This is a genomic window from Arthrobacter sp. IK3, from assembly GCF_051337705.1.
Classification (GTDB): domain Bacteria; phylum Actinomycetota; class Actinomycetes; order Actinomycetales; family Micrococcaceae; genus Arthrobacter_B; species Arthrobacter_B koreensis.
Genome location: NZ_JBPPSW010000006.1, coordinates 41,191 through 63,776, shown reverse-complemented (window position 1 = coordinate 63,776; position 22,586 = coordinate 41,191). Strand labels below are relative to the sequence as shown.

General features: G+C 66.3%; 24 protein-coding genes. 21 read left to right on the top strand and 3 right to left on the bottom strand.

The features are described 5' to 3' along the window. The first annotated feature begins 1 nt into the window (after position 1). The 7 genes from ACSLGO_RS09450 to ACSLGO_RS09420 are packed head-to-tail and all read left to right on the top strand — an operon-like array spanning position 2 to position 4,828. Positions 2–814: a tyrosine-protein phosphatase gene (locus tag ACSLGO_RS09450; protein WP_325786536.1), complete on the top strand. Its 813-nt coding sequence runs from the start codon at positions 2–4 to the stop codon at positions 812–814. Positions 815–853: 39 nt separating this feature from the next. Then, positions 854–2,095 carry a molybdopterin molybdotransferase MoeA gene (locus ACSLGO_RS09445; RefSeq protein WP_419243379.1) on the top strand — a complete coding sequence of 414 codons (1,242 nt, stop codon included), beginning with the start codon at positions 854–856 and terminating at the stop codon, positions 2,093–2,095. Positions 2,096–2,137: 42 nt separating this feature from the next. Continuing rightward, the gene (gene moaC, locus ACSLGO_RS09440) at positions 2,138–2,632 is read left to right on the top strand and encodes a cyclic pyranopterin monophosphate synthase MoaC (RefSeq protein ID WP_091606159.1); all 495 of its coding nucleotides are present in this window, start codon (positions 2,138–2,140) and stop codon (positions 2,630–2,632) included. Continuing rightward, on the top strand, positions 2,629–3,129 hold the full coding sequence (locus tag ACSLGO_RS09435) for a MogA/MoaB family molybdenum cofactor biosynthesis protein (RefSeq protein WP_152275237.1): 501 nt from the start codon (positions 2,629–2,631) through the stop codon (positions 3,127–3,129). The genes moaC and ACSLGO_RS09435 overlap by 4 nt, the downstream gene beginning before the upstream one ends. Continuing rightward, positions 3,119–3,559 carry a molybdenum cofactor biosynthesis protein MoaE gene (locus ACSLGO_RS09430; protein WP_436400984.1) on the top strand — a complete coding sequence of 147 codons (441 nt, stop codon included), beginning with the start codon at positions 3,119–3,121 and terminating at the stop codon, positions 3,557–3,559. The genes ACSLGO_RS09435 and ACSLGO_RS09430 overlap by 11 nt, the downstream gene beginning before the upstream one ends. Positions 3,560–3,575: 16 nt before the next feature. Continuing rightward, positions 3,576–4,334 (top strand): 4-hydroxy-tetrahydrodipicolinate reductase, encoded by a 759-nt coding sequence (gene dapB / locus ACSLGO_RS09425; RefSeq protein ID WP_263128717.1) that lies wholly within the window; start codon positions 3,576–3,578, stop codon positions 4,332–4,334. A gap of 11 nt (positions 4,335–4,345) precedes the next feature. After that, a complete protein-coding gene (locus ACSLGO_RS09420; RefSeq protein ID WP_091606148.1) occupies positions 4,346–4,828 on the top strand; it encodes a hypothetical protein in 483 nt (160 codons plus the stop codon). Between the two features lie 103 nt (positions 4,829–4,931). Here the strand turns inward: ACSLGO_RS09420 and ACSLGO_RS09415 are convergent, their stop codons facing one another. Further along, positions 4,932–6,104 carry a heparan-alpha-glucosaminide N-acetyltransferase domain-containing protein gene (locus ACSLGO_RS09415; RefSeq protein WP_436400983.1) on the bottom strand — a complete coding sequence of 391 codons (1,173 nt, stop codon included), beginning with the start codon at positions 6,102–6,104 and terminating at the stop codon, positions 4,932–4,934. A gap of 89 nt (positions 6,105–6,193) precedes the next feature. Here ACSLGO_RS09415 and dapA point away from each other — a divergent pair, with 89 nt between their 5' ends. The 6 genes from dapA to ACSLGO_RS09385 all read left to right on the top strand — a co-directional run bounded on the left by dapA (position 6,194) and on the right by ACSLGO_RS09385 (position 13,458). After that, positions 6,194–7,114 carry a 4-hydroxy-tetrahydrodipicolinate synthase gene (gene dapA / locus ACSLGO_RS09410; protein ID WP_091606145.1) on the top strand — a complete coding sequence of 307 codons (921 nt, stop codon included), beginning with the start codon at positions 6,194–6,196 and terminating at the stop codon, positions 7,112–7,114. A 6-nt stretch (positions 7,115–7,120) separates the two neighbouring features. Beyond that, on the top strand, positions 7,121–8,812 hold the full coding sequence (locus ACSLGO_RS09405; protein WP_152275242.1) for a ribonuclease J: 1,692 nt from the start codon (positions 7,121–7,123) through the stop codon (positions 8,810–8,812). A 111-nt stretch (positions 8,813–8,923) separates the two neighbouring features. Then, positions 8,924–11,773: a DNA translocase FtsK 4TM domain-containing protein gene (locus ACSLGO_RS09400; RefSeq protein ID WP_436400982.1), complete on the top strand. Its 2,850-nt coding sequence runs from the start codon at positions 8,924–8,926 to the stop codon at positions 11,771–11,773. A 19-nt stretch (positions 11,774–11,792) separates the two neighbouring features. Further along, positions 11,793–12,398 carry a CDP-diacylglycerol--glycerol-3-phosphate 3-phosphatidyltransferase gene (pgsA, locus tag ACSLGO_RS09395; protein WP_091606137.1) on the top strand — a complete coding sequence of 202 codons (606 nt, stop codon included), beginning with the start codon at positions 11,793–11,795 and terminating at the stop codon, positions 12,396–12,398. Next, positions 12,392–12,868 carry a CinA family protein gene (locus ACSLGO_RS09390; protein WP_091606134.1) on the top strand — a complete coding sequence of 159 codons (477 nt, stop codon included), beginning with the start codon at positions 12,392–12,394 and terminating at the stop codon, positions 12,866–12,868. Before pgsA ends, ACSLGO_RS09390 begins: the two co-directional genes overlap by 7 nt. 164 nt (positions 12,869–13,032) lie before the next feature. Next, complete coding sequence (locus tag ACSLGO_RS09385) at positions 13,033–13,458, top strand: helix-turn-helix domain-containing protein (RefSeq protein ID WP_091606131.1); 426 nt, start codon at positions 13,033–13,035, stop codon at positions 13,456–13,458. Positions 13,459–13,548: 90 nt separating this feature from the next. Here ACSLGO_RS09385 and ACSLGO_RS09380 read toward each other — a convergent pair whose 3' ends face one another. Next, a complete protein-coding gene (locus ACSLGO_RS09380) occupies positions 13,549–14,025 on the bottom strand; it encodes a MarR family winged helix-turn-helix transcriptional regulator (RefSeq protein ID WP_091606128.1) in 477 nt (158 codons plus the stop codon). A gap of 101 nt (positions 14,026–14,126) precedes the next feature. On the opposite strand from ACSLGO_RS09380, the gene ACSLGO_RS09375 reads away from it, so the two are divergent. The 8 genes from ACSLGO_RS09375 to dapF all read left to right on the top strand — a co-directional run bounded on the left by ACSLGO_RS09375 (position 14,127) and on the right by dapF (position 21,956). Further along, the gene (locus tag ACSLGO_RS09375; RefSeq protein ID WP_091606125.1) at positions 14,127–14,351 is read left to right on the top strand and encodes a DUF3046 domain-containing protein; all 225 of its coding nucleotides are present in this window, start codon (positions 14,127–14,129) and stop codon (positions 14,349–14,351) included. Between the two features lie 211 nt (positions 14,352–14,562). Then, positions 14,563–15,612, top strand: a complete 1,050-nt coding sequence (gene recA / locus ACSLGO_RS09370) for a recombinase RecA (RefSeq protein ID WP_091606123.1) — start codon at positions 14,563–14,565, stop codon at positions 15,610–15,612. A 9-nt stretch (positions 15,613–15,621) separates the two neighbouring features. Further along, on the top strand, positions 15,622–16,194 hold the full coding sequence (locus tag ACSLGO_RS09365; RefSeq protein WP_436400981.1) for a regulatory protein RecX: 573 nt from the start codon (positions 15,622–15,624) through the stop codon (positions 16,192–16,194). A gap of 63 nt (positions 16,195–16,257) precedes the next feature. Continuing rightward, positions 16,258–17,544: a lytic transglycosylase domain-containing protein gene (locus tag ACSLGO_RS09360; RefSeq protein WP_436400980.1), complete on the top strand. Its 1,287-nt coding sequence runs from the start codon at positions 16,258–16,260 to the stop codon at positions 17,542–17,544. 81 nt (positions 17,545–17,625) lie between these two features. Continuing rightward, entirely contained in the window at positions 17,626–18,447 is an 822-nt protein-coding gene (locus ACSLGO_RS09355; RefSeq protein WP_386917324.1) for a hypothetical protein, read from the top strand. Between the two features lie 121 nt (positions 18,448–18,568). Then, positions 18,569–20,104, top strand: a complete 1,536-nt coding sequence (gene miaB, locus ACSLGO_RS09350) for a tRNA (N6-isopentenyl adenosine(37)-C2)-methylthiotransferase MiaB (RefSeq protein WP_091606919.1) — start codon at positions 18,569–18,571, stop codon at positions 20,102–20,104. Beyond that, a complete protein-coding gene (gene miaA / locus ACSLGO_RS09345; protein ID WP_436400979.1) occupies positions 20,101–21,009 on the top strand; it encodes a tRNA (adenosine(37)-N6)-dimethylallyltransferase MiaA in 909 nt (302 codons plus the stop codon). The genes miaB and miaA overlap by 4 nt, the downstream gene beginning before the upstream one ends. Then, the gene (gene dapF / locus ACSLGO_RS09340) at positions 21,006–21,956 is read left to right on the top strand and encodes a diaminopimelate epimerase (protein WP_436400978.1); all 951 of its coding nucleotides are present in this window, start codon (positions 21,006–21,008) and stop codon (positions 21,954–21,956) included. Before miaA ends, dapF begins: the two co-directional genes overlap by 4 nt. Positions 21,957–21,972: 16 nt before the next feature. Here dapF and ACSLGO_RS09335 read toward each other — a convergent pair whose 3' ends face one another. Beyond that, positions 21,973–22,584 (bottom strand): class I SAM-dependent methyltransferase, encoded by a 612-nt coding sequence (locus tag ACSLGO_RS09335; RefSeq protein WP_091606113.1) that lies wholly within the window; start codon positions 22,582–22,584, stop codon positions 21,973–21,975. Positions 22,585–22,586 lie beyond the last annotated feature (2 nt).

The window sequence follows — 22,586 nt, the reverse complement described above, 5'->3', positions numbered from 1 at the left end:
CATGGCGATCCACAAGCTCGGGGGCACGTACAACTTCAGGGACACCGGTGGCCTGCCACTGGCCGACGGCGGCACCACAGCCTGCGGGGTCCTTTACCGGTCCGACGCCATCAGCTCGCTGACGCCGACGGGCCTGGCAGACCTGGCCGGCTCCGGAATCCGGGTCATTATCGACTACCGCACACCAGCGGAGCAGAAGATGGCCCCGGACCGCCTCCCGGCAGCCAGGGAGGTGGAAAAGGTGGACCTCCCGCTGCTCGAAGGAGCATTCACCGGGATGGCCGGGGAGGCCATGCAGCGTGCGGCGGCGTCGGGTGATCCGGCAGCCGCAGGGAAGGCAATGGAGGCAGCGCTTGAACGGCTGCCCACCCTCGGCCAGCTCTACATCGGGATGCTGGAGCACGGCGCCGCCAACTTCGCACGCACCGCTGGAGAGGTTGCGGCGGGGGAGGGCGCAGTGCTGATCCACTGCACCGCAGGCAAGGACCGCACCGGAGTCGCCGCGGCCCTGCTCCTGGACGCCGCCGGCGCCGACAGGGACGCCGTCGTGGCTGATTACGAACGCAGCGGGCAGGACCTGGCGGGAGAGTGGTCGGACCGGATGCTGGGAATGGTTGGGAGCATGGGCGTCCCGCTGACGGAACAGATAGTCACCCTGATTACGCGCGCGCCTGCGGAAGCCATCCAGTCCGCACTGGGCTGGGTTGAGGAGACCTATGGCTCCGCCGCCGCGTACCTCAGGGCCGGCGGGCTGACAGATACTGAGCTCACCCGGCTGCGTGCCCGCCTGCGGCAGCCGCGCGCCCAGGCATAGACTCATGCGCAAAAGAAAGACTGGATACGGGTGGGAAACGTGAGTGCAGGCAGCCGGGTGCATCCCGTGGCAGAACACCAGGACACCGTCCGTGCGCTGCTGGCAGACAGCCTGCAGCAGCGCGTCCAGCAGCGCAGCCTCGTCGAAGCAGCCGGACGCATCCTGGCCGGTGACGTCACCGCGCCGCGCAGCCTGCCGCCGTTCGCCAACTCGCAGATGGACGGTTACGCGGTAAGGTCCGCCGAGCTGGCCGGACCGGACGGGAGCACCGTCGAGCTGCAGGCAGCAGCGCCCATCCCCGCAGGTGCTGCGGCCCCCGCGCTGCGCCCGGGAACCGCGGCCCCCATCATGACCGGCGCCATGCTTCCGGCCGGAGCGGACGCCGTCGTCCCGATTGAACGTGCGCAGCCGGATTCCTTCTTCGATCCCGCAGACCTCGCCGGGGCCCGTGTGCTCCTGCCGCGCGGAGTCCCGGCAGGACAGTTTGTCCGGACAGCCGGCAGCGATATTCCCTCCGGAACCCGGGCACTTGCCGGGGGCACGCTGCTGGGACCGGCCCAGCTGGGCCTGCTGGCAGCCCTGGGCATTGCAGCCGTGCCGGTGCTGGCACCGGTGCGCGTGATGTTGCTGAGTACCGGGGACGAAGTAGTTGAACCGGGCCAGGACCTCGCTCCGGGACAGATCCACGACGCCAACACCACCCTCCTGGCAGCCAGCCTCCGCGACGCCGGAGCGGAAGTGGTCCGCTCCCGGATTCTCGCGGATTCCCCGGCGGACTTCAGGAGCGCCCTGCGCGATGAACTCTCATCCGGCAGGGCAGACCTTGTGGTGACCACCGGCGGCATCAGCAAGGGTGCCTATGAAGTAGTGCGGCTTGCGCTGGAAGCGGAGGGCGTCGAGTTCTTCTCAGTGGCGATGCAGCCGGGCGGCCCGCAGGGTGCCGGCCGGGTTGACGGCGTCCCGTTCCTCGCGTTTCCCGGCAACCCGGTCAGCGCGCTGGTCTCCTTCGAGGTCTTTCTGCGCCCTGCGCTGACGGCGCTGACCGGACTTCCCCGGCCCCGTCCCGCCCTCAGCGCGGTCCTGGACGAGACGGCGGACAGCCCCGAGGGAAAATTGCAGGTGCGGCGGGGGCTCTTCCGCAACGGACGAGTGGGGATGGTCGGCGGGCCCGGCTCCCACCTGGTCCATGCCCTGGCCGAGTCCAACGCGCTCGTCCTCGTCCCGGAAGGCACCGGACGGGTAGAAGCCGGCTCGGAAGTGACAGTATGGCTCTTGGAGTAAGCCAACGCACAGGCTTAGAAGCACCATCGAAAGGACCCGAACATGTCCGGGGAAGAACGCTCCGGGGACGCACCGGCCCTCACCCACGTCCGCGCGGACGGCACCGCCCACATGGTTGACGTCTCCGCCAAGGCCGAAACCTCCCGCGAAGCCACCGCCCAGGCAGTCCTGAAGACCACCGAAGACGTGGTCCGGCTGCTCAGCGACGGAAACCTGCCCAAAGGCGATGCCTTTGCCGTATCCCGCGTCGCCGGGATCATGGCCGCCAAGCAGACCTCGAACCTGATCCCGCTGTGCCACCCGCTGCCCATCACCAAGGTGACCGTGGACTTCGAGCCGCAGGAGAGCACCATCCTCATGAAGGCCACCGTGAAGACCAAGGCCCTCACCGGCGTCGAAATGGAGGCCCTGACCGCGGTTTCGGTCACAGCGCTGACGCTCTATGACATGGTCAAGGCCGTGGACAAGCATGCCGTGGTCTCAGACATCATGGTGCTGGCAAAGTCCGGCGGCAAGAGCGGAGACTGGAGCCTGTGAGCCGCCGCACCGACCCTGCGCCGCGCCGGACGGCCGCCATCCTGGTTGCCTCCACACGGGCAGCTGCCGGGATCTACCAGGATGAGGCCGGACCGCTGCTGCAGGACTGGCTGTACAGCCGCGGCTATGACGTTGTGCTCGCCGAAGTGGTTCCCGACGGCGAGCAGGTTGGCGCTGCGCTGCACCGCATGCTCGCCCTGGAGCCTTCGGTGCTGATCACCAGCGGCGGGACCGGCATCAGTTCCACGGACGCCACGCCGGAACAGACCCTGCCTCTGCTGGACCGCCAGGTTCCCGGGATCATGGAGGCGCTGCGTGCGCATGGGCTGACCAAAACCCCCATGGCTGCGCTGACGCGCGGATACGCCGGGACAGCCGGGAGGACGTTCGTGCTGAACCTGCCCGGCTCGCCGTCCGGCGTCACGGATTCACTGGAGGTCCTGGAGCCGGTTCTTGGACATATCTGCGGCCAGCTGGAGGGCATCAATGAGCACTAGCGAAGTAGTTGCGGCAACTGTCAGTGACTCTGCCCTGGACACCGAAACCGCCTACACCGGGGTTTGGACGCCGGAGTCAGGCGCGGTTGTCACCTTCAGCGGAATCGTGCGGAACCATGACGGCGGCAAGGACGTGCGTTCGCTCGGTTACAGTGCGCATCCAACCGCCACGGCGGTGATCTCCGACGTTGCGGCCCGGATCGCCGCGAAGTATGACGGAGTGCGAATCTGGGCCGCCCACCGAACCGGTCCGCTGGAAATCGGCGATGCCGCACTGGTGGCAGCCGTGGCCTCTGCCCACCGGGGAACCGCCTTCGCGGCGTGCTCGGAACTGGTTGACACCGTGAAGGCGGAGGTGCCCATCTGGAAGGAACAGGTCTTCGCTGACGGCACCGTGGAGTGGGTAGGCGTCAGTAACGCCCCGGCATGACCGGTAATCTGGATCCATGAGCAATAAACTGCCCGTCGCGGTGCTGGGAGCCACCGGTCGCATGGGATCCGAAGCAGTTCAGGCCGTGGAAGCGGCACCGGACATGGAACTGGTAGCTGCGCTTGGCCGGAAGGACCCGCTGCAGACCCTGGTATCCGCCGGCGCGCAGTACGTGGTGGACCTGACCGTTCCGGACAGCACCGAGGCCAATGTCCGCTTCGCCGTCGAACACGGCATGCACGCGGTGGTGGGGACCACCGGCTGGGACGCCGGGCGCCTCGAGCGGCTGGACGCCCTGCTCGCCGGGCACCCCGAGACCGGCGTGCTGATCGCCCCGAACTTCGCCCTCGGCTCCGTGCTCGCCTCCGCGTTCGCGGCCAAGGCGGCACGGTACTTCGAATCGGTCGAAATCGTTGAGCTGCACCACCCCAACAAGGTGGATGCGCCGTCGGGCACCGCCGTCCGCACCGCGGAGCTTATGGCTGCCGTTCGGGCGGAGGCCGGTATCCCGGCGTCTCCGGACGCAACCACCAAGGAGCTCCCGGGCGCCCGCGGTGCCGACGTCGACGGCATCCGAGTGCACTCGGTGCGCCTTCGCGGGCTGGTTGCGCACCAGGAAGTCCTGCTGGGCGGCGAGGGCGAGCAGCTCACCATCCGCCACGATTCGTACGACCGGGCCTCCTTCATGCCCGGTGTCCTCCTGGGCCTGCGCGAAGTAGCAGCGCATCCGGGCCTGACCGTCGGACTCGACGGCTACCTCAACCTGAACGCCTAAGGAAACCTGCGTTGTCCACTTTCTTCTCCGGACTGTTCCAAAATAAGGCCAAGATCGGCGTCCTGCTGGTCACGGTGCTCCTGGTGTTCTACATCCTGGTGGTCGCCCAGCGCGGCTGGCTGCTGCTGACTTCCGACGGGCTCGTGACGAAAGCGATGGGTGCGGCGTACTTCGTCCTGCCCGCGGTCGGTGTCTGGGCGCTGGTCCGTGAGCTGCTCTTCGGCGTGAAGACCGAGAAGATGGCCCGGATCCTCGCGGACGAGGGTGGCCTGCCGGTTGACAACCTGCCGCGCACCCCGGGCGGCCGGATTGTCCGCGAAGCCGCAGACGCCGAGTTCCCCAAATACCAGGCCGAGGTGGAGGCGGACCCGGAACAGTGGCGTGCCTGGTTCCGCCTCTCCTGCGCCTACGACGCCGCCGGGGACCGCAAGCGTGCCCGTTCGTCGATGCGCGAGGCCGGCAAGCTTTTCAGCGCCTCAGTTCCGGCCAGCTGACCAGTTCCGGCCAGCTGACCAGTTCCGGCCAGCTGACCAGTTCCGGCCAGCTGACTCTTTCAGCCGGCTGGCTGGTTCCGCCGTCTTACCGCCGTGTGGCTGCCTAACGCCGCTCCCCGGTGAGTTTCCCATTCCGAGCCAGCCGTGAGGCACCCGAAGCCACGGTCTCCAGCGGTCCGCGGGAACCGAGCTTGAAGAAGGCGATTCCGAGCAGCACTGCGGCAGCTGCCTGCGGCCAGAACACCCAGGACGGGTCCAGCGGAGGATCCTGCGCGTCAACTATCGCCATTACCCAGATGTGCATGCTGTAGAGCGTGAGGGTCATGGCGCCTGCGGCGGAGAGCGGCAGCAGCAGGTTCGGGCGTGACCGGGTCAGCAGCAGGCAGGCGCCAACGACGACGGCCGACGTGCCGCAGGTGTGCAGCAGGTCCAGCGTGGTTCCCGAGTGCGGTGCACTCACCGCAAGCCACCACCAGGAGCCGGATTGCTCGACGCCGGTGAGGTTGACCTCCAGCATCCGGCCGATCGGCCAGCGCCGGCCGGATTCCGTTGCCAGCAGTTCCGCGAAGCCGCCGGCATCGATGAGCAGGTAGGCACTGATGTACTTAGCGACAACGGCAGAGAAGATTCCGCCGATCACCAGTCCCGCCTGCACCGGCAGGGACCGCAGGTCCAGGCGTCCGATGACCATTCCCACCAGCAGGTAGCTCAGCCACTGCACGGTGGGATAGAAGCCGGTGAAGAACACGTCGGCAGCAAGGGTGGCCGGCTCGGCAAAGTGTTCCCAGGTGATGTTCCCGCCCACGTCCGGCGGGTTGAGGTTCTCCTGCAGCCAGGGCCGCACCAGGTACGCCAGGACGGGGGAGAGGCAAATCCACCCGCCTGCCCACGCTGCAAGCCTGCCTAGGGACATGGAGGTGAAGGGCAGCACCATCAGGAACAGCACGGCGTAATGGAACAGGATGATGGCAATTGACGTGTCCAGCCCGCCCAGCAGCAGGCCCACCAGGGCGATCACCGCGGCACGGGCCGCAATGCCGCGCCGGCTGGCACCGGGCGAGCGGCCGGTTCCCGGGTTCGTCCCGCCGGTGAGCAGGGCAAGACCAATGCCGGCTACGACGGCGAACAGGGCAGAGGCCCGGCCGGAGAAAGCCAGTGCCACGAACGTGGGTTCACCCGTCGCGGGATCATACAACGGGAAAATGTGGGTGGACATCATGCCCAGCAGCGCCACCCCGCGGGCCGCATCGATGCCCGTCAGACGCGTTCTGCTCATTCCAGAATCGTCTCACAGGGCCCGGACTGCCAGGGCTGCAAGGGTGTCCGTTTGTCCCAATCGCAGCTCCAACAGGTAACGTTTTACCCATGGCAGACTCTGATATTCGTTCCCGTCCGTTTGGAACCCTGGTGACCGCCATGGTCACCCCTTTCACAGCAGACGGAGAAGTTGACTTCGACGCCACTGCGTTCCTGGCCAACAAGCTGGTTGAGGATGGCTGCGACGGCCTGGTTGTTTCGGGAACCACCGGCGAAACCTCCACGCTTGAGGACAGCGAAAAGGAAGACCTTTTCCGTGTCGTGGCGCAGACCGTCGGCGGCCGGGCGAAAGTCATTGCCGGTACCGGAACTAACCACACCTCCCACTCCGTCGAGATGGCCCGCCGCGCCGAGCGCGCCGGCGCCGACGGCCAGCTGGTAGTAACCCCGTACTACAACAAGCCGACGCAGGCGGGCGTCATCGCCCACTTTGACGCGGTATCGGCGGCAAGCGACCTGCCCATCATGATCTATGACATTCCGGGCCGCGCCGGAATTCCCATCGCCACGGAGACGATGTTCCGCCTCGCGGAGAACCCCAAGGTCCTGGCGCTCAAGGACGCCAAGGCCGATTTCGCGGCCGTAACCCGCGTCCTGGCAAACACCACGCTCGACGTCTACGCCGGTGACGACGGACTGACGCTGCCGTGGATGGTGGCCGGAGCGGCCGGCGTCGTCAGCGTCAGTGCCCACGTTGCCACCGGTGCCTTCCGTGCCCTCGTTGACGCGGCCGCCGCAGGAGATTTTGACAAGGCCCGCAGGATCCACTTCGAACTGGATCCGGTAGTGCGAGCCGTAATGACACACATACCAGGTGCCATTTCCGCCAAGCAGATCCTGAAGATGCAGGGAGTGATCCCCAACGCGGCCGTACGGCTGCCGCTGGTTGCTCCCGATGCCATCGAAATGGAAGCTGTCCTGGCGGACCTGGCCGAAGCAGGATGGGACTTTTCCCAGGACAAGGCGTAATAAAACATGATTGAAGCTGCGGGCAACGCTCTGCAAACCCCTCCCCGCCTCAAAGACGGAACGCTGCGAATCGTTCCGCTGGGAGGACTCGGAGAAATCGGCCGCAACATGGCCGTCTTCGAGATCGACGGCAAACTCCTCATCGTCGACTGCGGCGTGCTCTTCCCTGAAGAGACCCAGCCCGGCGTCGACCTGATCCTGCCGGACTTCTCCTACATTGAGGACCGGCTGGACGACGTCGTGGGCGTTGTGCTCACCCACGGCCACGAGGACCACATCGGTGCGGTTCCCTACCTGCTGCGGCTGAAGAAGGACATCCCGCTGATCGGTTCGCAGCTGACGCTGGCACTGATCGAAGCGAAGCTGCAGGAGCACCGCATCAAGCCCTTCACCCTGACCGTGACGGAAGGCCAGGTCGAGCAGTTCGGTCCGTTCGAATGCGAATTCGTGGCCGTCAACCACTCCATTCCTGATGCCCTCGCAGTCTTTATCCGCACCCGGGCAGGCAACGTGCTGCACACCGGTGACTTCAAGATGGACCAGCTGCCCCTGGACGGACGCATCACGGACCTCCGCGCCTTCGCCCGCCTCGGCGAAGAAGGCGTGGACCTGTACATGGCGGACTCCACCAACGCGGACGTCCCGGGCTTCACCTCCCCGGAAGGAGCAATCGGCCCGGTACTCGAGGAGCTCTTCGGCAAGGTCAAGAAGCGCATCATCGTTGCGTCCTTCTCCTCGCACATCCACCGCGTGCAGCAGGTGCTCGACGCCGCTGCAGCCCACGGGCGCAAGGTCTGCTTCGTGGGCCGCTCCATGGTCCGCAACATGGCCATCGCGGAGAAGCTCGGCTACCTGCACGTCCCCGACGGCATCCTGGTGGACCTGAAGAACGTGGACAACATGCCGGACCACAAACTGGTCCTGATGTCCACGGGTTCGCAGGGCGAGCCGATGGCAGCACTGTCCCGCATGGCCAACGGCGACCACCGGATCAGCATCGGCAAGGGTGACACCGTCATCCTCGCCTCATCCCTGATCCCGGGCAACGAGAACGCGGTGTTCCGTGTGATTAACGGCCTCATGAAGCTCGGCGCCGACGTGGTGCACAAGGGCACCGCCAAGATCCACGTTTCAGGCCACGCCTCCGCCGGGGAACTGCTGTACACGTACAACATCCTCAAGCCCAGGAATGCCATGCCCGTGCACGGCGAGACCCGGCACCTGATCGCCAACGGCAAGCTCGCGATCCAGACCGGCGTCCCGGAAGAGAACATCATCCTGGCGGACGACGGAACCGTAGTGGACCTGGTGAACGGCAAGGCGAAGGTCGTTGGCGCCATCGACTGCGGCTTCGTCTACGTGGACGGCTCCAGCGTTGGCGAGATAACCGACACCGACCTCAAGGACCGCAGGATCCTCGGCGAGGAAGGCTTCATCTCAGTCATCACCGTGGTGAACCGCAGCACTGGCACCATCGTGTCCGGTCCGGAGATCCATGCCCGCGGCTTCGCTGAAGACGACGCAGTGTTCAACGAGATCAAGCCGAAGATCAGCAAGGCACTCGAAGAGGCTGTGACCTCCAACCGGGACCATACTGCCTACCAGCTGCAGCAGGTGGTCCGCCGAGTGGTGGGAACCTGGGTCAACCGCAGGCTCCGCCGCCGCCCGATGATCGTTCCGGTGGTCCTCGAGGCCTAGGCTCACAAGCCGGTTTCCTTCCCCGGACGGGTTCCTGTCCGGGGAAGGAAGAGCGCCCGGTTGGCGCGTATATTCGCCGGTTTTTCCCCGCTGTCCGGTAGCGTGGCACCTATGGCGACTCGTACTTCCCCTGCCGCGCGCGGCAGTTCCTCCAGCCGGACTCCAGCCCGCGGCGGCGGGAAGTCCGCGCAGCGCGGGAAGTCTTCCAGCCGCACCCCGGCCAAGACCCAGCCCGAAGAGACGCTTCCGCTCCCGCTGCGGGCCATGCAGGGCGCCTGGATGGGCGTTGCCCGCATCGTCGGCGCCGGAATCCGCAAACTGGGCACCGACGTCGTGCCGGACCGGGAGATCCGCAGGGACGGAACCGGTTTCTTCCTGATCCTCTCCGCACTGCTCATTGCCACCGTTGAGTGGTGGGCACTCCGCGGCCCCGTGGCCGATGTAATCCACGCCGGTGCCGCAGGCACTTTCGGCTGGATGGCCGTGGTGCTGCCGTTTATGCTCCTCACCGCCTCCGTACGCCTCTTCCGGTATCCGGAACGGCACCGGGCCAACGGCCGCATCAGCATCGGCCTGACCATCATGGCCTGCGCCGGGGCGGGCCTGACACACCTGATTGGCGGAGCGCCGGCCCTATCCGACGGGTTCGACCGCCTCTGGGTCTCCGGCGGAATTGTTGGATTCCTCGTCGCCGGGCCCCTCTCCGCCGCAATCACCCAGTGGCCTGTCATCATCCTGCTGTCGCTGCTGGTGTTCATCTCCGTCCTGATCGTCACCGCGACACCGTTCCGGCACATTCCGCTGCGGCTGCGTGCCCTGTATGAGCACCTCATGGGCCAGGACCTGGCCGACGACGATCCCGAAGCCCACGACCAGAGCTACCTCTACTCCACGGACCGCCCTGCCAAGCCGAAGAAGGAACGCCGCTTTGGCCGCGCCAGGAAGGAAGCCGAGCAGGAGCACAGCGACGGTTTCGCCGGGGACGAGGCGTTCGAGGCAGCCCTGCTGCGCGACGAGGAAGAACGGGCCGAAGCCGCCGCCGCAGCCGAGCCGCAGGTACCGCCGGGCGTCCGCCGGCCCACCAAGTCCGAGCTCGCCACCCAGAAGCTGCGCCGCGACCAGGGCCTGGAAGACGCCGAGCCGCCCACGGAAGCCATTTCCCTGGTTCCGGAGGCAGCAGCCTCGCTGGTCGCCGCTCCGCCTGTTCCGCCGGTGCCTTCACGCCCCGTGGCCCATGTGCCGCCGTCGGCTCCTATCCCGCAGCGCACCGAACAGCTGCAGCTGTCCGGGGACGTCACCTACACGCTTCCGCCGTCGGAGTTCCTGCCCTCCGGCCCGCCGGCCAAGGAGCGCTCGGAAGCCAACGACGCCGTCGTTGCCGCCCTGACCCGCACGCTCGAGCAGTTCAACGTTGATGCCAAGGTCACCGGGTTCTCCCGCGGTCCGACCGTTACCCGGTATGAGATCGAACTGGGCGAAGGCACCAAGGTGGAGCGCGTGACGGCGCTGTCCAAGAACATTTCCTACGCGGTGGCCAGCTCCGATGTGCGCATCCTGTCGCCGATTCCCGGCAAGTCCGCGATCGGCATCGAGATTCCCAATGCGGACAAGGAAGTCGTCGCGCTGGGCGACGTGCTGCGCTCGAACGCTGCCCGCAAGACCGAGCACCCCATGGTCATGGGCGTGGGCAAGGACGTTGAGGGCGGGTTCGTCGTCGCGAACCTGGCCAAGATGCCCCACCTGCTCGTGGCAGGTGCAACCGGTGCCGGTAAGTCATCCTTCGTGAACTCAATGATCACCTCGATCCTCATGCGTTCAACCCCGGACGAGGTGCGCATGGTCATGGTGGACCCCAAGCGCGTGGAACTGACCGCGTACGAAGGCGTTCCGCACCTGATCACTCCCATCATCACCAACCCGAAAAAGGCCGCCGAGGCGCTGCAGTGGGTGGTCCGGGAGATGGACACCCGCTATGACGACCTCGCGAACTTCGGCTACAAGCACATCGACGACTTCAACAAGGCAGTCCGCAACGGCAAGGTGGTACCGCCGGCCGGGTCCAAGCGCGTCCTGAAGCCGTACCCGTACCTGCTGGTGATCGTGGACGAACTCGCGGACCTGATGATGGTCGCTCCGAGAGACGTGGAAGACTCGATCGTCCGCATCACGCAGCTCGCCCGCGCCGCCGGCATCCACCTGGTCCTGGCCACGCAGCGCCCGTCCGTCGACGTCGTCACCGGCCTGATCAAGGCCAACGTTCCGTCGCGGATGGCGTTCGCGACGTCCTCTGTCACGGACTCCCGCGTGGTCCTGGACCAGCCCGGTGCCGAAAAGCTGCTGGGCCAGGGCGACGCGCTGTTCCTGCCGATGGGCTCGAACAAGCCGATCCGTGTCCAGGGCGCCTGGGTCACCGAATCAGAAATCCACCGCGTGGTGGAGCACGTCAAGAACCAGCTGCAGGCTACCTACCGCGAGGACGTCACCGTCACGGCGCCGAAGAAGCAGATCGACGACGACATCGGAGACGACCTCGACGTGCTGCTGCAGGCCACCGAACTGGTGGTGACCACCCAGTTCGGCTCAACCTCCATGCTCCAGCGCAAGCTGCGCGTCGGCTTCGCCAAGGCAGGGCGCCTTATGGACCTGCTCGAGTCCCGCGGGGTGGTTGGTCCCTCAGAGGGGTCCAAGGCCCGCGACGTGCTGGTGAAACCGGACGACCTGGCGGCAACGCTGGCAGCGATCCAGGGCGGGGAAGCGCTGGCCGGTCCGGAGGCGGCAGAGGTTGCGGCCCTGGCGGACAACGCCAACGTCAACCAGGGCTTCGAGTCCGGCGGTCCCGTGGACCTGGTGGCACAGGACCTGGACTCACGGCCGCAGGCACAGGATTATTACGACGGCGCTGAAGGCTCCGGCGATGACGGCGAAGGTTCCGAGGACGCCTGGAACCTCACCGGGCGCTGAATCCGGTTAGGCTGGTTTTGTGAGCAATTCTGGAACCGAGCGGGTCCCCACCCTCAATATCGCCAACGTCCTGACGGTCATCCGCATCGTCATGGTGCCCCTGTTTATCTGGTTCCTCGTGGCCGACGACGGCAGGGACGGGCTCTTCCGCTGGCTGGCCGTGGCCACGTTCGCCGTCGCCATCTACACCGATAAGCTCGACGGCGACCTGGCGCGCAGCCGCGGCCTGATCACTGACTTTGGCAAGATTGCCGATCCAATCGCTGACAAGCTGCTGATCGGCTCGGCGCTGGTCATGCTTTCCATCTTGGGCGAGCTCTGGTGGTGGGTGACGATCGTGATCCTGGTGAGGGAAATCGGCATCACCGTTATGCGGTTCGTAGTAATCCGCTACGGGGTTATGGCAGCGTCCCGCGGAGGGAAGCTCAAGACCGTCATCCAGACGTTCGCTATCTTCCTGTTCCTGCTTCCCCTCACGTCCTGGCTCGGGGACTGGGCCTGGTGGATCAGCGCCGCAGTGATGGCCGCCGCCGTCGTCGTCACCGTGGTGACCGGTCTGGATTACGTGGTGCAGGCGGTCCGGCTGCGTTCCGGCGCCCGCAGGAACCCGGGGACGGCATCGTGAGCACCCCGGCGGAGCTGGTGGTAGCGGCCGCGGCCGCCACACGAACACGGATCGCAGCAGCGGAGTCACTGACCGCAGGCATGGTCGCGGCCGAACTGGGCACCGTGCCCGGCGCATCCGCGGTTCTCCAGGGGGGAGTGGTCGCCTACCAGAACTCCGTCAAGGAGAGCGTGCTTGGCGTGGACGGGTCCCTTCTTCAGGCAGCGGGTTCAGTGGATGCCCGCGTGGCCGAACAGATGGCTGCGGGGGTGCGGCGGCTCCTCGACGCGGAGATTGGAATTTCCACCACGGGCGTGGCCGGACCCGAGCCCCACGACGGAAAACCCGTTGGTACCGTCTTCATCGGGGTCGCGGCAGCATCCGGCAGCAGTGCACGGGAGTTCCATTTCACGGGGGACCGGGCCTCGATCCGCAGCCAGGCCTGCGCTGCCGCCCTGGACCTGCTCGCCGTCGAGCTGGGTGCCGCTTAGCAGCTGCCGGAGACGGTGTCTGGAGGATCCGGAACGGGTCCGGGAACAAATCCGCCGGGGCATGAGTTACTAGTATCAGGAACCACCAAGGTTTCCGGTTTAGGATCGTAGACATTCCGCGGTTCGAACCGCGGTCGGATCGATATAGGGAGCAGGACATACACATGGTGAAGCAACCCGTGTCCGTGAACGGCGTCATTCGCTGGCGGGATGTAGGGTTGGCGGAAGATGCACACCGGGAGCCTAAGGAGCGCAAAATGGTAGTTCTACGCCACGAGATTGGTGATGTACTCCGTGATGTACGCCAGCGCCAGGGCCGTACCCTGCGTGAGGTGTCGCACAGTGCCCGGGTTTCGCTCGGTTACCTGAGCGAAGTTGAGCGGGGCCAGAAGGAAGCTTCTTCTGAACTCCTGTCCTCTATCTGCAGTGCCCTCGATGTACCTCTGTCCCTGATGCTTCGTGAGGTCAGTGACCGTGTGGCCAGCGCCGAAGGCGTTTCCATTCCCGATACTGTTCCAACGGAGTTCTCGCGCGAGTTCGCCCGCGAGTTCCCGGAGGACCTGGCTCGGGACCTGGCCCGCACGCCGTAACAACCTCGGACAGCAGTGTGAGCTGTCCGCCCCAAAGACATACTCGACAGACCCCGCCTCCGGGCGGGGTCTTTCGTCGTTTGGGGCAGGCTACTTGGAGCCCTCCGGCACCTGCGAAGCGTTGAGTTTGTGGAGCAGGAGGCTGAGGGTATGCACCTCGTCCTCGTCCCAGGAAGCCAGCAGGGCGCGGAAGTGCTTCTCGCGGGCCCGCTGGGTGCGCGCGAGCTGCTCACTTCCGGATTCGGTCAGGCTGATGGTCTGTGCCCGGCCGTCCTCCGGATCCGCCTGCTTCTCCACTAGTCCCAGGGACTCGAGCATGACGATCTGGCGGCTCACGGAAGGTTTGCCCACTCCGATGGCCGCAGCAACGTCCGTCAGGCGCAGCGGACCCCGCCGCTGCAGGAGGACGAGCAGGCCATAGGCTGCCGGCTCGAGGTCCGGGTGCACGGCCCGTGCCACACGCTGGGAGGCAGCGCGCGCCCGGCGCCACAGGACACTGAGTTCCTGTTCGAGGTTCTCGATGGCCTGGTTCGAACTGGAAGCGGCTGCCGGGGGCTTGTCGGTCATACAGCCATTCTAGGCGGCGGAGGGCGGGCGGCTGGGCCGGAGCGGGAAGCACGGACCGGGTTGGGGAGCGGGGCGCCACCCGGGCGTGAGACGATTAATTGATGCGTATCAGTGATTTCTGGCGGCTCATGGATGATGAATTCGGGTCTGCGTACTCCCGCGTGCTGGCGGCGGACCTCGTCCTGACCGGTCTGGGCGGCCGGACCGCGCAGCAGGCACTGGATAGCGGAACGGACCCCAAAAGGGTCTGGCTGGAGGTCTGCGAGATGCAGGAGGTCCCGCCGGAGCGCAGGCTGGGGCGGGACATCAAACCCAAGCAGTCGTAGACACGCGGGAGCGATCTATTCGAATATCTGTTCGGATCCCGATATGCTCCTACACAGGGGTAGCAACTGGTCCGCCCCGCTCCGGCTGTCCACACCGGCACCTGGCCGCCGCGGCAGTGTCAGTGCCGTCGCATACGGTTCACAGTGAGCAACCGACAGTCGGCCCACGGGCCGGGAATATCAGCAACAGCCACAACAACAGAGGTGAAGAATGGCCGCTCCAGACCGCGCCAAAGCACTCGAAGCAGCACTGGCCCAGATCGACAAGCAGTTCGGCAAGGGCTCGATCATGCGGCTTGGCGACGAGACGCGCGCCCCGATCGAAACAATCTCCACCAGCTCCATTGCGCTGGACATTGCGCTGGGCATTGGCGGCCTTCCCCGCGGCCGCGTCGTGGAGATCTACGGACCCGAATCTTCCGGTAAGACCACGGTGGCGCTCCACGCCGTTGCGAACGCGCAGAAAAACGGCGGTATCGCCGCGTTCATTGACGCTGAGCACGCCCTGGACCCGGAGTACGCCAAGAAGCTCGGCGTTGACACCGACGCCCTGCTGGTTTCCCAGCCGGACACCGGCGAGCAGGCGCTCGAGATCATGGACATGCTGGTCGGCTCGGGCTCACTGGACATTGTCGTCATCGACTCCGTGGCCGCCCTTGTGCCCCGCGCTGAAATCGAAGGCGAAATGGGCGACAGCCATGTTGGCCTGCAGGCACGGCTCATGAGCCAGGCGCTGCGTAAGATCACCGGCCGCCTGAGCCAGACCAAGACCACCGCCATTTTCATCAACCAGCTGCGTGAAAAGATCGGTGTGTTCTTCGGCAGTCCGGAAACCACCACCGGTGGCAAGGCACTGAAGTTCTACGCGTCCGTCCGTATTGATGTACGCCGCATCGAGACGCTGAAGGAAGGTACCAACCCGGTTGGTAACCGTACCCGCGCCAAGATCGTCAAGAACAAGATGGCCCCGCCGTTCAAGCAGGCCGAGTTCGACATCATTTACGGTCAGGGCATTTCCCGCGAAGGCGGCCTAATCGACATGGGCGTTGAGCACGGGATCGTCAAGAAGTCCGGTGCCTGGTTCACCTACGACGGTGACCAGCTGGGCCAGGGTAAGGAAAACTCCCGCCGCTTCCTCCGGGACAACCCGGAACTGGCGGACGAGATTGAGCGGCGCCTGCGGGTCAAGCTCGGCGTGGACGTGCAGCCCGAAGAACAGGCAGCTGACGGCAAGGCCAGCGCGGCAGCAGCCGGCGCCTAGCCGAAACCCGTGCAGAAGCGCCGCCGCAGGCCGGGGGGAGGGGGCCAAGACGGTCCCACCCCCGGCTCAGCAGCAGACGCAACGCCGGAAGCCGATCCACACTCCGTAGCGCGTGCGATTATCCTGCGCCAGCTGACGAGCTCCGCCAAGAGCAGGCAGCAGCTGGCGGACAAACTGGCCGAGAGGGATGTCCCCGAAGACGTGGCCAACGCGGTCCTGGACCGGTTCGAAGAAGTCCAGCTGATTGATGACGTTGAGTTCGCGCGCATGTGGGTCAGGAGCCGATCCCAGACACGGTCGCTGGCACGCTCCGCCATCCGGCGGGAACTGGCAGGCAAGGGGATTGATCCGGAACTGGCCGAAGAAGCACTGGAGCAGATCAGCGCTGATGACGAGGTCGAGGCAGCCAAGGACCTGGTTGGGCGCAAACTTCGCCGTGCCGCCGTGCCTGCCGACCCGCAGGAACGAGACAAACTGGTTCGTCGGCTGGTGTCCATGCTCGCCAGGAAGGGCTACTCACCTTCGCTGGGCTTTTCGGTCGTCAACGACGCCCTAAGCGCACGCCAGGACGGTGGGCTGTAACAGCCTTCCAGGCGTCTTGATGTCGTGCCGTATGCTGTCATCACTATGTTTACTGTGAGGCTGTTGGGGCGGAAGTTGCACAGCCCTGCCCTGGCAGCTGTTGCAGCGGGCATTTTGGGGGCCACCCTGCTGACCGGAATACCTTCGGCCGCCGCTGCTGAGTACCCGTCCTGGGACGACATTTCTGCGGCCAAGTCAGACACAGCTTCCACCGAGGAGCAGGTCCGGAAACTCGAAGACCTCCTGGACCGTCTCTATGACGAAGCGGGAAACCTGGGCAATGCCGCCGTGTCTGCGTCGAGCCGCTACGACGAGCTTCGGGCCGAAGTCGAGGCCAGTGACGCACGCCTGGCGGATCTGGCAGCACAACGCAGTGCCGCCTCAGCCCGCGCCGGCGAACTCCGGAACCAGATTGGGGCCTTGGCCGCCCAGACCTACAAGACGGGAGGGATGGACAGCACTGTCCTGTTCCTTCTCGATGCGGAGGAGGGCGCCGAACATCTGGACCGTCTCACCACGCTCTCACTTGTCACCGAACGTACCTCCCGCCTCTATGGCGAAGCTGAAGCGGCCCGGAAAACGGCAGAGTCCCTCGAAGAAGCCGAGCAGCTGGAACGTCAGGCGCGGGGCAAGCTGGCGGCGCTGGCCGGAGAGCAGTACGAGGACGCCCAGTCCGCCACGCAGGCCGCAGAGAAGGCCGTACGTGAGCAGGAAGAGCGCAGTACGGTTCTTGCCGCCCAGCTGGCAGAGCTGCGCAGTTCGACCGCCGAAGCGGAGCTGGACCGGATCCAGGCTGCGCGGCTGGAGGAATCCGTCCGGCAGCAGGCAGAAGAAGCCCGCAAGGCCGCCGAGAATTCATCCGGCAGGGATGCCGACGCGGTGATTAATCCCACAACTCCCAGACCTCCGGCAACGCCGGAAAACACCCCGGCGCCAGCCCCCGTCCCGGAACCAGTGCCCGCTCCGGCGCCGGCGCCGGCACCGAATCCGGCGGTTCCCGCACCCCAACCACCGCCCCCTCCGCCGCCCGCCGCGCCGGTGAATGATCCGGCCGGAGCCCAGGCCTTCGCGGCTTCCATGATGGGCGGCTACGGATGGAGCAACGGTGAATTCAGGTGCCTCGTCGATTTGTGGAACCGGGAATCAAACTGGCTGACCAGCGCCATGAATCCCTACAGTGGTGCCTATGGGATTCCGCAGTCGCTGCCGGGAGACAAGATGGCTGCGGCCGGAAGCGACTGGCGCACCAACTACCAGACCCAAATCCGGTGGGGCCTCAGCTATATAGCGCAGAGATACAAGACGCCCTGCGGGGCCTGGGCCCACTCGGAGCAAAAGGGCTGGTATTAAACCGGCTTCGTTACCGGAACGCAACCCGGGCGTTACCTAAACGCGACCTTGTTCAGGATCGATGTGTACAGTCGCGGTCCTATGAGCAACTTTCAGGGACGCCGTGAACAGAGGCAGCAGCGTGCTGCGCAGCGCCGCCGCAACCGGATGAAGGTGGGCGCGGTCGCCGCTCTCGGTGGAATCATGGTGCTGGGAACCGCCGGTGCTGCCGCGGGCGAAGAAGACTTCCGCGCCACGGCAGGTATCCAGCTGGCGAGTCTCGCGTTGCCGCTGTTCACCGACGCCCCGGTGCCGGAAAGCGGCAATGCTCCCGGGCAGGAGTCCGCTTCGGAACCCGAGCCGAACACCTCCGCTGACGCTGGTCCGCAGGCCGGCGAAACCCCCACGGGGCAGCCCGAGGCGGGGCAGCAGGCGGCCGGACAGCAGACGGCAGACCAGCAGAGTGGTGAACCGGCCGAGGCAGAAGCCCGGGCAGCCGCAGCCCAGGCAGCCGCAGCCCGTGAAGCTGAGGCTGCTGCCGCAGCACAAAAGGCTGCAGCAGACCAGGCGGCAGCCGAAGAAGCAGCCCGCATTGCAGCGGCCTCCGTGCCGGTGGATGATCCCGCCGGAGCCAAGGCCTATGCCGCTTCCGTCCTTGGCGGCCATGGCTGGGACGCTTCACAGATGACGTGCCTGGACACCCTATGGAACAAGGAATCCGAGTGGCTGACCAGCGCAACGAACGCCAGCTCCGGTGCCTACGGCATCCCGCAGGCACTGCCCGGGACCAAGCTGGCCGCCGCCGGCGGCGATTGGCAGACCAACTACCGCACCCAGGTCAACTGGGGCCTGACCTATATCGAGTCGCGCTACGGCAGTCCCTGCTCCGCGCTGAACTTCCACTACGCCAACAACTGGTACTAAGCCCCGGCGAACCGCCGAGAGGCCAGTTACGGCTCTTCCCGGCGCTGAAAAGAGCCGTAACTGGCCTCTCGCGGGAAATTGGGGAGCGGCGCCCGGCGGGACGTACCCTTGAAGGGTGAGCCTGTCTGTATCCCGCCCCGCACCCGAACCGCCTGCCGGCCCTGAGGCCCAAGAGCACCAGCGCACGTACCAGGTGCGGACCTTCGGCTGCCAGATGAACGTCCACGATTCCGAACGGATCTCCGGCCTGCTTGAAGGCGCCGGCTACGTTCCCGCGGAAGAGGGGGACGCCGACGTCGTTGTCTTCAACACCTGCGCCGTGCGGGAGAATGCGGACAACAAGCTGTACGGCAATCTGGGGCAGCTGGCACGTGTCAAGGAATCCCGGCCCGGGATGCAGATCGCAGTCGGCGGCTGCCTGGCCCAGAAGGACCGCGACACCATCGTCGCCAAGGCCCCCTTTGTGGACGCGGTCTTTGGCACGCACAACATCGGTGCCCTGCCCGCCTTGCTGGAGCGGGCCCGGCACAACGACGCTGCGCAGCTGGAAATTCTTGAATCCCTCGAAGTCTTCCCGTCCACGCTTCCGACCAAGCGCGATTCCGTCTACTCCGGCTGGGTTTCAATCTCGGTTGGCTGCAACAACACCTGCACGTTCTGCATTGTCCCGTCGCTGCGCGGCAAGGAACGCGACCGCCGGCCGGGGGAGATCCTCGCGGAGGTCCAGGCGCTGGTGGACGACGGCGCCATCGAAGTCACCCTGCTGGGCCAGAACGTAAATTCCTACGGGGTCGAGTTCGGGGACCGGGGCGCGTTCGCCAAGCTCCTTCGCGCCTGCGGATCCATTGAGGGACTCGAACGTGTTCGCTTCACCAGCCCGCATCCGGCCGCCTTCACCGATGACGTTATCGATGCGATGGCTGAGACGCATAACGTGATGCCCCAGCTGCACATGCCGCTGCAGTCCGGATCGGACAAGGTCCTCAAGGACATGCGGCGGTCCTACCGCTCCGGGAAGTTCCTCGGCATTCTGGAGAAGGTCCGCCGGCAGATGCCGCATGCCGCCATCTCCACGGACATCATTGTCGGATTCCCGGGTGAGACCGAAGAGGACTTCCAGGCAACGCTCGACGTCGTCGAGCAGGCCCGGTTCGCCACTGCCTTCACCTTCCAGTACTCAAAGCGGCCCGGCACCCCGGCGGCCGAACTTCCGGACCAGCTGCCCAAAGCCGTGGTGCAGGAGCGTTACGAGCGGCTCACCGCACTGCAGGACCGCATCGCCGCGGAGGAAAACGCCAAGCAGGTGGGCACAACGGTGGAGGTCATGGTCACGGCCGCGGCCGGCCGCAAATCCGAGGAGACCGGACGCCTTTCAGGCCGGTCACGCGACCAGCGGCTGGTGCACTTCTCCGTTCCCGATGGCGCCCCGGTTCCGCGCCCGGGAGACCTGGTGACCGTTCCGGTTACGTCCGCAGCAGCCTTCCACCTCGTTGCGGACCCGGCGACGCCCGCCGACTACTCGCTGCGCCGCTCCAGGGCCGGCGATGCCTGGGACCGTTCGCAGGCTGACTCCTGCGGCGTGCCGGCCCCAGCGGCCGACGGCGCCGCCCGCGCAGGCGTCTCCCTCGGCATGCCTGCCCTGCCGCCGCGCCGGTGACGGCCGCGCAGCTGCCCGTTGTCGCCGTCGTCGGTCCCACCGGAACCGGCAAGTCCGACCTCGGCGTCGCCCTAGCCCGGCACCTGGGCGGGGAGATTATCAACGCGGACTCAATGCAGTTCTACCGCGGCATGGACATCGGCACTGCCAAACTGCCCGAAGCCGAACGCGGGGGAATTCCGCATCATCTGCTGGACATCCTGGATGTCACCGAAGACGCCAGTGTGTCCGCCTTCCAGGCCCAGGCCCGCGCGGCCATCGACCAGATCCGTGCCCGCGGCAAGTATCCGATCCTCGTGGGCGGTTCCGGACTGTACGTCCGCGCTGCCCTGGACGTCCTCGAGTTTCCCGGCACCGACCCGCAGGTGCGGCAGCGGATCGAAACTGAACTTGAGCGCGCCGGACTCGACGCGCTGCGCGGGCGGCTCGCGGCGGTTGACCCGGTGTCCGCCGGACGGCTGGGCGATGCCCGCCGGGTGGTACGCGCGCTGGAGGTCTACGAGCTCACCGGACGGCCGTTCAGTTCGTTTATGCCGGACCGCACCTACCACCAGCCGGCCATCCAGGTGGGGCTCGACGTCGACCGCCAGGTACTGCACGAACGGCTCGCCCTGAGGGTGGACCGCATGGTCGCGCAGGGCCTGCTGGAGGAAGTCCGGAACCTGGACGCTGCCGGTCTGCGCACCGGACGCACCGCTTCACGGGCTCTGGGGTACGCCCAGTTCCTGAAAGTCCTCGATGGACTGTGGAGTACGGAACAGGCGGTTGAGGACACCGTGGTGGCAACCCGGCAGTTTGCTCGCCGCCAGCTCACCTGGTTCCGGGCCGATCCGCGCGTCACGTGGCTGGATGCCCTCGATCCCAACCTGCATGAGAAGGCGCTCACCGCTATTCTGGATCAGTGAGCACTACTTCCCCCGCTGCCCTGTCCGCCTCTGGTCTGCCCTCCGGCCTGGCCGGCCTCGCCTTCGCGAAGGGACACGGTACCGGCAACGACTTTGTCCTGGTTGCCGATCCGGACGGGCTGCGGGACTACGACGCCGGGGAGGTGGCAGCCGTGTGCGACCGCCACAACGGCATTGGCGCAGACGGCTTCATCCGTGCCGTGCGTTCGGAGCACCTTCCCGAAGGACAGGCACTGCTGCAGACCAACCCGGACGCAGAGTGGTTCATGGACTACCGCAACGGTGACGGCAGTGTCTCGGAGATGTGCGGCAACGGCGTGCGCGTATTCGTCCACTTCCTGCTGGAAGAGGGGCTGGCGCAGCTCGCCGAGGGCCAGGCCCTTCCGATCGGAACCCGCGCAGGACTGAAGACGGTGACCCGCACCGAAAACGGCTACGCCGTGGACATGGGCCCGTGGGAATTCATCTTTCCGGATCACGCTGCGGCGAAGGCCATGGATACAGTGGTGGACGCCGGCGGACTGGAAGTACCCCGGCCCGGCCTCTCAGTAAGCATGGGCAACCCCCACACCGTGGTGGCCCTGGCGGAACTGTCGGAACTGGCTGCGACGGACCTTAACACGGCGCCGTCGGTGGATCCCGTCCCCGAAGACGGGACCAACGTCGAATTCGTCGTTCCGGCGGAACCTCTGGTGGTCGACGGCGTGGGCCAGCTGACCATGCGGGTGCACGAACGCGGGGTGGGGGAGACCCAGTCCTGCGGCACCGGAGCCTGCGCTGCAGCCGCTGCGACCCGCTTCTGGGCCGGAGCCGCTGCCCCGAACAGCTGGAGCGTTGCCGTGCCCGGAGGTGTGCTGGGGATCCGTTTCCTCACCGGACCGGAAGGGCGCGAGCACGTAGAGCTCAGCGGACCCGCCGTGCTGGTGGCACGCGGAACCCTGCTCTAGCGGTTACCGCGGGGTCCTAGGCGGCGCGCTGGACCTTCAGGATGCGGAAGGACTTTGCCGTGCTGTGCCGGGACACGCCGAAATCCGCGCCCAGCGTCTCGTCCAGCCAGCGCTGAAGCGAATCGGACCCGAGGTTCTTCTGCACCACCAGCCAGGCGGTTCCTCCCGGAGCCAGGCGGGGAAGCCAGAGCAGCAGCAGCGCGTGCAGCTCGTCCTTGCCGATCCGGATCGGGGGATTGGACCAGATGGTTTCGAAGCGCAGGGACGGATCGACATCGTCCGGGAGGGACGCCCGCACGTTGGACAGGCCCAGCGCCGCAGCGTTGTCCCGGGTCAGGCCAAGGGAACGCTCGTTGACGTCCACCGCGTAGACCTGGGCCGCCGGGGACTTCAGGGCCATGGTCAGCGCGATCGGTCCCCAGCCGCAGCCGATGTCCAGGAGATTGCCCTCTGCTGCCGGATCGGGAATACCGGAGAGCAGAACCTGCGTTCCCTTATCAACGCCGTCGGGAGAGAAGATCCCGCCCGAGGTTGCGAGGGTGACCTCGCGTCCTGCAAGCGAGACGTGCAGCGGCCTGCGGACCTCCGGCGTTGCCGGCTGCGAACTGAAGTAATGCTCTGAACCCATAA

Excerpts from the sequence above, each read along its gene's own strand:
- ACSLGO_RS09450 (WP_325786536.1), top strand. The coding sequence starts at position 2 with ATGGCGATCCACAAGCTCGGGGGCACGTACAACTTCAGGGACACCGGT.
- moaC (WP_091606159.1), top strand. The coding sequence starts at position 2,138 with ATGTCCGGGGAAGAACGCTCCGGGGACGCACCGGCCCTCACCCACGTC.
- ACSLGO_RS09430 (WP_436400984.1), top strand. The coding sequence starts at position 3,119 with ATGAGCACTAGCGAAGTAGTTGCGGCAACTGTCAGTGACTCTGCCCTG.
- dapB (WP_263128717.1), top strand. The coding sequence starts at position 3,576 with ATGAGCAATAAACTGCCCGTCGCGGTGCTGGGAGCCACCGGTCGCATG.
- ACSLGO_RS09415 (WP_436400983.1), bottom strand. The coding sequence starts at position 6,104 with ATGAGCAGAACGCGTCTGACGGGCATCGATGCGGCCCGCGGGGTGGCG.
- dapA (WP_091606145.1), top strand. The coding sequence starts at position 6,194 with ATGGCAGACTCTGATATTCGTTCCCGTCCGTTTGGAACCCTGGTGACC.
- ACSLGO_RS09405 (WP_152275242.1), top strand. The coding sequence starts at position 7,121 with ATGATTGAAGCTGCGGGCAACGCTCTGCAAACCCCTCCCCGCCTCAAA.
- ACSLGO_RS09400 (WP_436400982.1), top strand. The coding sequence starts at position 8,924 with ATGGCGACTCGTACTTCCCCTGCCGCGCGCGGCAGTTCCTCCAGCCGG.
- ACSLGO_RS09385 (WP_091606131.1), top strand. The coding sequence starts at position 13,033 with ATGGTGAAGCAACCCGTGTCCGTGAACGGCGTCATTCGCTGGCGGGAT.
- ACSLGO_RS09380 (WP_091606128.1), bottom strand. The coding sequence starts at position 14,025 with ATGACCGACAAGCCCCCGGCAGCCGCTTCCAGTTCGAACCAGGCCATC.
- ACSLGO_RS09375 (WP_091606125.1), top strand. The coding sequence starts at position 14,127 with ATGCGTATCAGTGATTTCTGGCGGCTCATGGATGATGAATTCGGGTCT.
- recA (WP_091606123.1), top strand. The coding sequence starts at position 14,563 with ATGGCCGCTCCAGACCGCGCCAAAGCACTCGAAGCAGCACTGGCCCAG.
- ACSLGO_RS09355 (WP_386917324.1), top strand. The coding sequence starts at position 17,626 with ATGAGCAACTTTCAGGGACGCCGTGAACAGAGGCAGCAGCGTGCTGCG.
- ACSLGO_RS09335 (WP_091606113.1), bottom strand. The coding sequence starts at position 22,584 with ATGGGTTCAGAGCATTACTTCAGTTCGCAGCCGGCAACGCCGGAGGTC.